Source organism: Wolbachia sp. wLmal (genome assembly GCF_049435495.1).
In the GTDB taxonomy this organism is placed as follows: Bacteria; Pseudomonadota; Alphaproteobacteria; order Rickettsiales; family Anaplasmataceae; genus Wolbachia; species Wolbachia pipientis.
This window is the reverse complement of record NZ_CP185405.1, coordinates 482,639-495,081: the sequence shown is the minus strand read 5'-3', so window position 1 is coordinate 495,081 and position 12,443 is coordinate 482,639. Positions and strand designations below refer to the sequence as shown.

At 37.9% G+C, this 12,443-nt stretch carries 9 protein-coding genes and 1 pseudogene; 6 read left to right on the top strand and 4 right to left on the bottom strand.

Annotated features, from left to right (window positions below; translation table 11 throughout):
- Positions 1 to 2 precede the first annotated feature (2 nt).
- Together ACEL90_RS02530 and terL are read left to right on the top strand one after the other, a co-directional pair.
- The gene (locus ACEL90_RS02530) at positions 3 to 1,487 is read left to right on the top strand and encodes a DegQ family serine endoprotease (protein ID WP_423349204.1); all 1,485 of its coding nucleotides are present in this window, start codon (positions 3 to 5) and stop codon (positions 1,485 to 1,487) included.
- Positions 1,488 to 1,603: 116 nt separating this feature from the next.
- Positions 1,604 to 3,088 (top strand): annotated as a pseudogene (gene terL / locus ACEL90_RS02525) (phage terminase large subunit).
- A gap of 30 nt (positions 3,089 to 3,118) precedes the next feature.
- Here the strand turns inward: terL and ACEL90_RS02520 are convergent.
- From ACEL90_RS02520 to ACEL90_RS02505, 4 genes are all read right to left on the bottom strand, one after another.
- Entirely contained in the window at positions 3,119 to 4,384 is a 1,266-nt protein-coding gene (locus ACEL90_RS02520; RefSeq protein ID WP_423349203.1) for a hypothetical protein, read from the bottom strand.
- Entirely contained in the window at positions 4,327 to 5,781 is a 1,455-nt protein-coding gene (locus ACEL90_RS02515; protein WP_423349199.1) for a hypothetical protein, read from the bottom strand. Before ACEL90_RS02515 ends, ACEL90_RS02520 begins: the two co-directional genes overlap by 58 nt.
- 33 nt (positions 5,782 to 5,814) lie before the next feature.
- A complete protein-coding gene (locus ACEL90_RS02510; protein WP_423349200.1) occupies positions 5,815 to 5,979 on the bottom strand; it encodes a hypothetical protein in 165 nt (54 codons plus the stop codon).
- A gap of 249 nt (positions 5,980 to 6,228) precedes the next feature.
- A complete protein-coding gene (locus ACEL90_RS02505; protein ID WP_423349202.1) occupies positions 6,229 to 7,278 on the bottom strand; it encodes a hypothetical protein in 1,050 nt (349 codons plus the stop codon).
- A 752-nt stretch (positions 7,279 to 8,030) separates the two neighbouring features.
- On the opposite strand from ACEL90_RS02505, the gene ACEL90_RS02500 reads away from it, so the two are divergent.
- The 4 genes from ACEL90_RS02500 (at position 8,031) to ACEL90_RS02485 (ending at position 12,259) form a co-directional block, all read left to right on the top strand.
- On the top strand, positions 8,031 to 9,476 hold the full coding sequence (locus tag ACEL90_RS02500; RefSeq protein ID WP_425589823.1) for a hypothetical protein: 1,446 nt from the start codon (positions 8,031 to 8,033) through the stop codon (positions 9,474 to 9,476).
- Positions 9,477 to 9,725: 249 nt separating this feature from the next.
- Positions 9,726 to 9,890 (top strand): hypothetical protein, encoded by a 165-nt coding sequence (locus ACEL90_RS02495; protein WP_423349200.1) that lies wholly within the window; start codon positions 9,726 to 9,728, stop codon positions 9,888 to 9,890.
- Between the two features lie 33 nt (positions 9,891 to 9,923).
- Complete coding sequence (locus ACEL90_RS02490; protein WP_423349199.1) at positions 9,924 to 11,378, top strand: hypothetical protein; 1,455 nt, start codon at positions 9,924 to 9,926, stop codon at positions 11,376 to 11,378.
- On the top strand, positions 11,321 to 12,259 hold the full coding sequence (locus ACEL90_RS02485) for a hypothetical protein (protein ID WP_423349198.1): 939 nt from the start codon (positions 11,321 to 11,323) through the stop codon (positions 12,257 to 12,259). The genes ACEL90_RS02490 and ACEL90_RS02485 overlap by 58 nt, the downstream gene beginning before the upstream one ends.
- Positions 12,260 to 12,443 lie beyond the last annotated feature (184 nt).

The window sequence follows — 12,443 nt, the reverse complement described above, 5'->3', positions numbered from 1 at the left end:
TTATGAAAAGTAAGGCATTTATTTTATCTATATTTGCATATTTTCTAATTGCGTTTTCTTCGTATGCTAATATGTTTGATTGGAATGCAAAAAAGGTCGTTGATGCTAGCACTACTGCATGCAACTGTAATCAAGGACTTGCCGATTTAGTGGAAGAACTCATTCCTGCGGTTGTAAATATTTCAAGCGAACAAATCATCAAACAAGAAAATAACAGCAGGACTGGAGTTCCATCTATGCCAGGAAATAATTTTTTTGATGATTTTAGAGAGTTTTTTGAGCATTTTGATCAGTTTTTTATGGATAGGGGCCCTAGTGTTAACAAAGAGGTGGTGTTGCTTGGTTCTGGGTTTATTATAGATAAAGGTGGAACTATAGTAACCAATTATCACGTTATTAAAAACGCCAAAGATATCACAGTTACTATGAACGATAATACTTATTTCAAAGCAGAAGTTTTAGGCTATGATGCAAGAACTGATCTTGCTGTGCTTAAGATTAATTCTGATAAAGATCTTTCTTCTGTTGCATTTGGTGATTCTGATAAAGCAAGGGTTGGTGATACGGTTATGGCAATAGGTAACCCATTTGGTTTGGGTGGCTCTGTAAGCACGGGAATTATATCTGCAAGGTCCAGGGACATTAGTATTGGCACTATGAATGAATTTATTCAAACTGATGCTGCAATTAATAGGGGTAACTCTGGAGGACCGTTATTTGATTTAAATGGGAAAGTTATAGGTATTAATACTGCTATCTATTCTCCATCTGAGTCTGGCGGCAACGTGGGTATAGGTTTTGCCATACCATCTAATTTAGCTATATCAATTATTGACACATTAAAAAGTGGCAAAAAAATAAAACATGGTTGGCTTGGTGTGCAAGTTCAGCCTATAACGAAAGAATTTGCTGAGTCCTTAGGTTTAAAAGATATAAAAGGCGCATTGGTTGCAAGTATAGTAAAGGATAGTCCTGCAGAAAAAGGTGGGATTAAAGTAGGTGATATATTATTAGAATTTGACGGTAAAAAAATCGATAGAATGACACAATTACCTCAAATGGTTTCAAGAGCTGGACCTGAGAAAAAAGTGCAAGTTAAGTTACTTAGAAAGAGCAAAGAGGTTAATATTAAAGTTGTGATCGGAGAATCTACAAATGATGGCCAAGATAACAATCAAGAAGAAAATAAATCAACATCTGATTATGTAACCGGTTTAACTGTTTCAAATCTGCCAAAAGAATCAAAAGAAAGTAATCCTACAAAAGGTGTGATAGTTACCAATGTAGATAGTAACAGTAATGCCACGCTGCGTGGTATTAAAAAAGGAGACATTATTATCCAATTAGATGGAACCGATATAGAAAATACTAATGATTTTCAAAAACAAGTTGATTCAGCAGTAAAGAAAAACGGTAAAGATTCAATAATGTTGCTCATTTACCGCAATGGAAATCAATTCTTTACTTCGATAAAGTTGAAGAAATAGCACTCGTAGGTTATTTACTAAATTAGCAGCATTGTAAGCCTGTCATTGTAACACCTCAATCTTACAAGACAAATCAAAACTATTAAAGTCTACATTCCATTCACTAAAATACACATATGGATAATATAAATTTTCTAAAATTCATTGAACTGTGCTTTCAAACGGTGGTGCAGGGATGTGAGTATAATGATTATCAGTACATAAAAGTCATAGCAGACAGGCTGGAAGCAGCGAATGCTGGCGAAGTAAGGCGCATAATATTCAATATGCCTCCGCGTTCAATGAAGTCCATATGTATGAGTGTTGCGTGGCCCGCATGGATACTGGGAAATCAGCCAACTGCAAGAATAATAGTTGCAAGTTATTCTAAGTTGCTTAGTGAAAAACATTCGCTCGATACCAGGTGCATAATGCAATCTGATTGGTATAAAGAACTATTTCCAGAGGTAGAACTATCCAAAGACCAGAACACTAAATATAAATTCCAAACAGTGCAGAGAGGATACAGAATCGCAACATCAGTTGGAGGAACATTAACCGGTAAAGGTGGTGACTTTATTATTGTGGATGATCCGCTTAACCCTGCTCAAGCTTTGAGTGAAACATTTAGAAAACGTGCCACAAACTGGTTCGATCAGACTTTAGTAACGAGACTCAACGATAGAAAAAAAGGAGTAATTGTGCTTGTGATGCATAGGCCCCACCTGGAAGACTTAACTGGGCACCTCTTATCTAAGCCAAAAAACATATGGCATCACATTTGTTTGCCAATGATTTCTGAAAATAAGGAGGTTATTTATTCAATTAATAACCATACTGGTGTCATTCCAACCCCCCTCCTGTCATCCCAGTGCCCAGACACTGGGATCCAGAAAATTCAACCGCAAAAGACTGGATTCCAGCATCAAGTGCTGGAATGACACTACCTGCAAGAGTATTATACTCAAGAGAAGAGAATGAGTTATTATATCCCCTGGAGGGAGGAAGAGAAGAAGTTGAGATGATAAAAGTTGAACTCGGGAGTTACGCTTTTGCTGCTCAATACCAACAAAACCCCCTGCCGCTTTCAAGCGGTATAATAAAACAAGAGTGGTTAAAGCGCTATAAAAATTTCCCTGATAATCCCTCACATGTAACTCAAAGCTGGGACACTGCAGTTTCAACAAACGATTCCAGCGACTTTAGCATCTGCACCACCTGGGCAAAAATAGATAATAAATTCTATCTACTTGATGTATATCGAGCAAAGCTTGAGTATCCAAAGCTTAAAGAGCAAGTTCTGTCACTAGCTGCAAGATGGGCACCACACGCAATTTTGATCGAAGCAAAAACGAGTGGTCAACAATTAACACAAGAGCTAAAGGCAAATAGCGATCTACCGATTATCGAAATAATTCCACACAATGACAAACTCACTCAAAATTGTTCCGGTGATAGAGTCTGGTAGGTTTTTTTTGCCACAGCAAGCAGTATGGCTCAGCGATTTCGAGTACGAAATTTTAATGTTCCCAGAAGCTCGCCACGATGATCAAGTGGATAGTACCATGCAATACTTACAATGGACAAGGAAAACTAACACCAGTGCTCTCAGGGTCAGCTAATAAAACACTTAGGTGGCTGAGAGCAGTGGATTAGGTACGGCTGTTAACTTTTTTCTCCTGCAAGTATTGCTCGATCTTAGTAGCATCCATTTTAGTTCTAACAGTGGAAGTACTGGAGTTCGATGAGACTGACGACCCACCACTAGCTTCTAGTCCATCTTCATCACTTCCAGTATCACTAGTCGATTTTTGTGAAGACGATCCTAAAGAAACACCACTATCTTTAGAACTTGTAGAAGCGTTACCACTAATTCCTCGTTCATCAGGGATCGTCCAAAATAAGTCCACTTGCTCCTTTGCGGTAGGAGAAAGATTTTCACACATTTCGTTTTGCTTCTCAGGAAAAAAAAGAAGTGAGCATATTTCCTTCTCCTCACGAGAAAAAGATGAGAATAGTTGCTCAATCTCCTCAGGACTTCGTGATTTCTTCACTTTTCCAGAACGAGCTAATACTATTAGCTCCTCATGTTCATTAATAGGAAAAAATCGGCATAGATTACTTACCATATCACAAGAAAGAGATAAAGATAGTACCTTCTGCATTCCAAAAGAAAAACGTGAGAATGTTTCCTCATCAAACAGAATATCTTTTGTTGTTTTACCCTTATCAGAAAGGAACGCACTAAAAAATTGCTTCAATATATTTTGTTTCCGCTGAGATGAACCACTAGACTTTTCAGTAAGTGGCAGTGACTGTGACCGCTCAAGCGACCCTAAACCACTATCTACAGAAATTTTAGAACTACGGTCCCCGGGCACATTTGGCTTGCTTACGGCATCTTGTGGCAAGGGTTCTGGAATACCACCATTCGTTTTAGAACGTAATGCTCGTATTTTTGGTCTATTGAGAAATCCGCCATCATCTGGTTCAGTAACAGGAGAAGTCACTCCTGAGGGTGGATTACTTAAAGATGGTTTTTTACTTACAGAACCCTCAGGAGTACTTGCACTTGAATACACCGAATCACGTTCTTGCTTTTGTGACTTTGCTTTAGAACACTCATCACTACTTTTTCGATCACTTTCATCAGTAACTTGCTGTTTTTCAGATTCCTCATTAGAAACCTCAAGATTTAAGAATGTTGAATCATCCCATGCTATAGGAGGAGGAGTCAATGATGGCCTATATCTCACTTGCTGATCCCGAATCTCTATTGGCATACTTTCATCTCGTTTATCTATGTACGTGCATGAACTGGATGGCATGTCCGTTTGCTGAGAAGAAGTACTAGCCTGACCTATCTCTCCCCCCAGCACCCCCGAAAAGGCTTTGTTTCTTCCTCTTTTTCTGACCATTGCCTGGAAGGCCCATCTAATGCTCCATCGGGACTCCGACCCCGCTTGGGAAACTTCTGTGTCGGTGATGACAATTCAGTTAAGCCAGAACTTGGACCACCACTTGAAGAACCAGAATCCTTAGGTTTCGGAGGTGAATTACTATCATAACCACTATCTCTGTCTCTTTGGTTGGGCGGTGTTCTTAGTCCACTCGGTCCTGCATGTGTAGGAGAATTGAGTGGAGAATTTACTGTTGAAGAGGATCGACTCGAGCCACGTCTCCTAAAATTTCCAGGATCAACTGCAAATTCAAAACGTTTGTTTTCTTTATTATATGTAATTGCAGACTCCATAATTTTAGGAAGTAACTGAGCAATTCCTTTATCAGAGAAAGCGTAAATTGGGTTTTCACAACTGTTAATATCTGGATCTGCTGTCTTGCCTCCGATATCACTCATAAGATTTTTATATTCCATATTAATTTTGTACACATCCTTACGCTTTAAAAATTCAAGCTGATCATCACACGCTTTTGTTAAAGGTATAAGAACAAAATTATTGCTACTCCCTATTTTTCCTTCATCTGCAAAAATATCATATCCATAAGCATTAATTGGTTTTCCTGTCCATTTAAAAATAAAACCGCCAAGAACATCCTTAAAATTCTCAACTTTAGAATCTTCTGTGCCTGGAGTTCTAAAATCAAGCGCTACTCGCCCCCTCTCATATTCTGCTACACTCCTGACTACCTTATCGCTAATGTTTTTAATATACAACATATCATCTTTATATTCATAAAAGTCTGAACTCTCAAGTCCACACTCCCTTAATCTTGAGTTAAACTCTTTAATATACTCCCCTTTAAGTAATTCAAAAGTCTCTGAATCATACCCCTCCTTCCTCAAATACTCGTCGCTAAAAACAATACAGTATAGATAAGAAGAAGACTTACCTGTTGCTGCTATTCCAAAAGTTTTTCCTACCCATTCATGCGCTTTTTCCTCCGCTATTCCTACTGCTTTTTGTAAACGTGCAACCAGTTTCAATATTACAGCCCTCCTAAACTCATTAACTAAATGAATCTTCAAGTTATGGATTACTTCACGATTTACAGAATCTGCAAGCTTTACTTCCATTACACCTTTTATGTCACTTTTTTTCTTGCTAGGATTAGCACCTAAAACAAATGGAAAGTAATTTAAGTTATAATATTTACGTGCTACCTCACTTCCACTACTGTAGTGCTGCTTTATTATTTCCTCTCCTATTCTATGTAGATATTCTGCTACGTCAGTGTCATCAGCAAATAACCCAACAATCTTGTTACCTTTTACAGTAAAATTAGTATTAACCCTTTCACAAAAATAATTATTTAAGTTAAATGCATTAACCAGCTTTTCTGTAGAACTACTCATAACTCCCCCCATTAAAATGTTTACTAAATAACATTACTTGCTTTTTCCTTTATCTTTACTACTACCGGCACTAGTAGCACTACTACTACCCAGTTGTGTATTAGGCTTACTGCTTTCACTTTGTTGCTCGTAGTTTTTATACTTATCAGGACCAATCCACTCAACCTTTTTATGTGAAGGCCACTTATTACCATACATATTATCCTCTAGTAAAAATATTATGTAACTAGTATACTAAAAACAAAATTAAGTGCAAGCACTTTTTTATATTTTTTTTAAAATTTTTATTCACTCTTTTTTCATAATCTAGTTTCTAGATTCCAGCGTCACGCGCTGGGATGACAAGACCTTTTCTTGTCGCCTTAGTAGCCATTCTAACATAGAATGTCATCCCAGTGCCCAGAACTGGGATCCAGTGTTCTTTATCATACAAGTAGCTAACACTAGCTATCTCAATGGTGTATTACCATTTCCTCTTGCTGCAGGTTCCTCAAGTACATCAGTAAATTTTGACTTAGGATTTTCTTTAGCATCACTTGCAGAACTACGCTGATCAGCACTAGATTTTCCATTATCAGTAGTTCCTGATGAAACTTGAAAATGACCAATTGGATAATCGTGCTTAACATCAGCTTGGGCATTCCCTTGAGCAACTTTTTCTCTAAGTTTAGCAAAAGGGTCATCTGTTTTATGCTCATCAGTAGACTTGGATTCTTTTCCACTAATACTGCTAGACTTATCAGCAGACGTGGTTCCTCTTCCATTAGCGCTTTCACTTGCATCCCTGCTGCGACCAGTAGATGCTCCTATACTTACAAAATCAGCTATTCTCCCTCTCACCACGGGCTCCTTCTCCTGAACTTTCGGTGGACACACCTCTTTCTTCGGTTCCTCCTGCTTCGCTTTTTTCTCTTCTTCCGCTTTTGGTTTTTGTACCTTACTATCCTCATTATTTATAACTTGTTTATATGAAAGGTCTATCGGAATTTTTAGAGATTCCGGTAAAAGATTTTGCTCTTGTTTGCCCAGAGGAGTTGGCCTTGGAGATCCAGATGAAAAATTAAAAAGGGAAACTGGCACTTTAGGCTTTTCTCTTTCATCTACCTTGATTTCTACGTCTTTACGAACTTCTTTAGTTGCTTCTAATGATGTTTTTTCTGCTTTTTTATCTTCTTTTTCTGTAGATGCCGCTACCGCAGCCGCCAACTCAACTCCAAACATCTCTGCGAACATTGTAACAATCCATCCGACAACGGCCATTTGTAACCTGAGTTTCAGATATTGCAATGCAGTTAATCTTTCTAACGCCCTTGCAAACTCTTCTTCTGATAACTCACCACTGCCCAATTTCTCCTGCAATTCTTTTATCTCTTTGTCCAACCTCTGATTGAAACTTAAATCGCGTGCAAAAATCTTCTTGATTAACTCCTTAAGCTTACCACGCAAAAACTTAATTATCGAAAGAAGCCAATTTTTTTCTTTCTTCTCCTTGAGCATTTGGTAGATTTTCGGATCATCTACATCTACTTCAAAGAGGTTAAAGAGAGATTCAAAGAAATTCCAGAAATCTCCGAGTACTCTTCCTTTTTCACCAGTGAAGTAATCCTCAACATCACCTTCTCCGATACGTAGCTCTGCTTGAGATGAGATTTCATCGATACAACTAGAAGCCTGACGCTCACACTCGAGCCTTCTGAGAAAATCTTGTCTGGTGAGCTCCTCTACGCACTGCCTCTATTGCTCTGATATAGCTAAAGTGACTTACGATAATTTGAAAAACAAAAATTCGTCATTCCGCTACTTGTTAGCGGAATCTATACCGCGAATGAATCGCGGTATGACGTAGGACTGCTGTCATCCCAGTGCGTGACACTGGGATCTCGTTCCTTAACTTTATAGTGTAAATTATTTCAAATTGTGTCTAGCTGCAAGTATAACAATTTCCATTTACAGATAAAGTATGTTGCAAATGTTATGCCAAAGAGTATAATAAAATCTATATCAAATACTTTACAAGAAAAAGTGGGATAGAGGCAAAAGCAAATATTAATAAGGATAATTTAAGGAAAGCGCATGCTAGAGTTTGAAGAAGCAGTAAAAATAAAAATATTATTGAAAGGTTAAATAGCACATGATATAATATATATAGTGTAAAAATGTAAATAATTTTATTGACATCTTTACATTAATAGTTCTTAAATATTTAGTACTGTAGAATTAAATTATTAAGTTTTATGAAGGAAGTAAAAATGGTGGAAAGCTTTTCAGGTAACGACAAAGGCATTAATTTTATTGAGGAGGCAAAAATAATGGAAAATTTTTCAGATAATAACGGAAACGGTAGCTCAATCTTCCAAGGAAAAATCAGGGAGCAAGATTTCTCTGCAGAGCAGAAGTTAAATGAACTAAAAGCAGCCATAGAGGAGCTCACCAGACAAGATTTTCTCAGAAGGCTCGAGTGTGAGCGTCAGGCTTCTAGTTGTATCGATGAAATCTCATCTCAAGCAGAGCTACGTATCGGAGAAGGTGATGTTGAGGATTACTTCACTGGTGAAAAAGGAAGAGTACTCGGAGATTTCTGGAATTTCTTTGAATCTCTCTTTAACCTCTTTGAAGTAGATGTAGATGATCCGAAAATCTACCAAATGCTCAAGGAGAAGAAAGAAAAAAATTGGCTTCTTTCGATAATTAAGTTTTTGCGTGGTAAGCTTAAGGAGTTAATCAAGAAGATTTTTGCACGCGATTTAAGTTTCAATCAGAGGTTGGACAAAGAGATAAAAGAATTGCAGGAGAAATTGGGCAGTGGTGAGTTATCAGAAGAAGAGTTTGCAAGGGCGTTAGAAAGATTAACTGCATTGCAATATCTGAAACTCAGGTTACAAATGGCCGTTGTCGGATGGATTGTTACAATGTTCGCAGAGATGTTTGGAGTTGAGTTGGCGGCTGCGGTAGCGGCATCTACAGAAAAAGAAGATAAAAAAGCAGAAAAAACATCATTAGAAGCAACTAAAGAAGTTCGTAAAGACGTAGAAATCAAGGTAGATGAAAGAGAAAAGCCTAAAGTGCCAGTTTCCCTTTTTAATTTTTCATCTGGATCTCCAAGGCCAACTCCTCTGGGCAAACAAGAGCAAAATCTTTTACCGGAATCTCTAAAAATTCCGATAGACCTTTCATATAAACAAGTTATAAATAATGAGGATAGTAAGGTACAAAAACCAAAAGCGGAAGAAGAGAAAAAAGCGAAGCAGGAGGAACCGAAGAAAGAGGTGTGTCCACCGAAAGTTCAGGAGAAGGAGCCCGTGGTGAGAGGGAGAATAGCTGATTTTGTAAGTATAGGAGCATCTACTGGTCGCAGCAGGGATGCAAGTGAAAGCGCTAATGGAAGAGGAACCACGTCTGCTGATAAGTCTAGCAGTATTAGTGGAAAAGAATCCAAGTCTACTGATGAGCATAAAACAGATGACCCTTTTGCTAAACTTAGAGAAAAAGTTGCTCAAGGGAATGCCCAAGCTGATGTTAAGCACGATTATCCAATTGGTCATTTTCAAGTTTCATCAGGAACTACTGATAATGGAAAATCTAGTGCTGATCAGCGTAGTTCTGCAAGTGATGCTAAAGAAAATCCTAAGTCAAAATTTACTGATGTACTTGAGGAACCTGCAGCAAGAGGAAATGGTAATACACCATTGAGATAGCTAGTGTTAGCTACTTGTATGATAAAGAACACTGGATCCCAGTTCTGGGCACTGGGATGACATTCTATGTTAGAATGGCTACTAAGGCGACAAGAAAAGGTCTTGTCATCCCAGCGCGTGACGCTGGAATCTAGAAACTAGATTATGAAAAAAGAGTGAATAAAAATTTTAAAAAAAATATAAAAAAGTGCTTGCACTTAATTTTGTTTTTAGTATACTAGTTACATAATATTTTTACTAGAGGATAATATGTATGGTAATAAGTGGCCTTCACATAAAAAGGTTGAGTGGATTGGTCCTGATAAGTATAAAAACTACGAGCAACAAAGTGAAAGCAGTAAGCCTAATACACAACTGGGTAGTAGTAGTGCTACTAGTGCCGGTAGTAGTAAAGATAAAGGAAAAAGCAAGTAATGTTATTTAGTAAACATTTTAATGGGGGGAGTTATGAGTAGTTCTACAGAAAAGCTGGTTAATGCATTTAACTTAAATAATTATTTTTGTGAAAGGGTTAATACTAATTTTACTGTAAAAGGTAACAAGATTGTTGGGTTATTTGCTGATGACACTGACGTAGCAGAATATCTACATAGAATAGGAGAGGAAATAATAAAGCAGCACTACAGTAGTGGAAGTGAGGTAGCACGTAAATATTATAACTTAAATTACTTTCCATTTGTTTTAGGTGCTAATCCTAGCAAGAAAAAAAGTGACATAAAAGGTGTAATGGAAGTAAAGCTTGCAGATTCTGTAAATCGTGAAGTAATCCATAACTTGAAGATTCATTTAGTTAATGAGTTTAGGAGGGCTGTAATATTGAAACTGGTTGCACGTTTACAAAAAGCAGTAGGAATAGCGGAGGAAAAAGCGCATGAATGGGTAGGAAAAACTTTTGGAATAGCAGCAACAGGTAAGTCTTCTTCTTATCTATACTGTATTGTTTTTAGCGACGAGTATTTGAGGAAGGAGGGGTATGATTCAGAGACTTTTGAATTACTTAAAGGGGAGTATATTAAAGAGTTTAACTCAAGATTAAGGGAGTGTGGACTTGAGAGTTCAGACTTTTATGAATATAAAGATGATATGTTGTATATTAAAAACATTAGCGATAAGGTAGTCAGGAGTGTAGCAGAATATGAGAGGGGGCGAGTAGCGCTTGATTTTAGAACTCCAGGCACAGAAGATTCTAAAGTTGAGAATTTTAAGGATGTTCTTGGCGGTTTTATTTTTAAATGGACAGGAAAACCAATTAATGCTTATGGATATGATATTTTTGCAGATGAAGGAAAAATAGGGAGTAGCAATAATTTTGTTCTTATACCTTTAACAAAAGCGTGTGATGATCAGCTTGAATTTTTAAAGCGTAAGGATGTGTACAAAATTAATATGGAATATAAAAATCTTATGAGTGATATCGGAGGCAAGACAGCAGATCCAGATATTAACAGTTGTGAAAACCCAATTTACGCTTTCTCTGATAAAGGAATTGCTCAGTTACTTCCTAAAATTATGGAGTCTGCAATTACATATAATAAAGAAAACAAACGTTTTGAATTTGCAGTTGATCCTGGAAATTTTAGGAGACGTGGCTCGAGTCGATCCTCTTCAACAGTAAATTCTCCACTCAATTCTCCTACACATGCAGGACCGAGTGGACTAAGAACACCGCCCAACCAAAGAGACAGAGATAGTGGTTATGATAGTAATTCACCTCCGAAACCTAAGGATTCTGGTTCTTCAAGTGGTGGTCCAAGTTCTGGCTTAACTGAATTGTCATCACCGACACAGAAGTTTCCCAAGCGGGGTCGGAGTCCCGATGGAGCATTAGATGGGCCTTCCAGGCAATGGTCAGAAAAAGAGGAAGAAACAAAGCCTTTTCGGGGGTGCTGGGGGGAGAGATAGGTCAGGCTAGTACTTCTTCTCAGCAAACGGACATGCCATCCAGTTCATGCACGTACATAGATAAACGAGATGAAAGTATGCCAATAGAGATTCGGGATCAGCAAGTGAGATATAGGCCATCATTGACTCCTCCTCCTATAGCATGGGATGATTCAACATTCTTAAATCTTGAGGTTTCTAATGAGGAATCTGAAAAACAGCAAGTTACTGATGAAAGTGATCGAAAAAGTAGTGATGAGTGTTCTAAAGCAAAGTCACAAGATAGTAAATCTCCGGAGAAGAAACATGGGGGTGGTCTTCAAAAAATAAAAAAATTGCTCTCTTCACTTTTTAAGAAGCAATATGGCGTAAACCTTAAGCGACATGATGTAGGGCGTGATACAACGCGAAGTACTCCTGAAACTCCTGTAACTGAAAAACCACCTGTGTCTAAGCCATTTTCTTCATTCCCAGCTAGAATAAGAGCAAGAAGCAATCCATCCTCAGCGGTGACTTCTCCTATGCATGAAGGTGGACCAGAGTGGCAACAACGTCTTAATCCTGATCAGAGAGAGGAACTACGCCCATTTCTTTCTCCTGAGGAGCGAAAGAAGCTAAACTCCAACTATTTCTCCCCTGGGGAGGAGTGGCATTTATATTTGACGCGTACTCTTTCGGGGAAAAGGGAGCTAAGCAGATTTCTATGTGAGAGTAAAGAATCACAGTTACGGCGACTTGCAGAAGCACAATTATCGTCACCTGATAACTCTAATAGAGATAGTGGTTTTTCTTCTATGGGATCGCCTGCTTCTCCTGTTGTACAACATAAGGGAAGTGCCCCTTTAAAGGTTACAGAGTGTAGTGTGCAACAGGTAAACTCACATTCTGTAGAGCGTACGTGAGAAGCTTTGGGGAAATAAATTTAGGTTTTTAGATATATCTTAACCACCTAAATGGTTTATTAGGGTTGGGGCCAAAGTCTTTGACCCTGAAAGCACTGGTGTTAGTTTTTCTTGTCCATTGCAGATATTGCACCGTACTAAATATTTAAAAAGTATTAATATAAAGATATCAATAAAATTATTT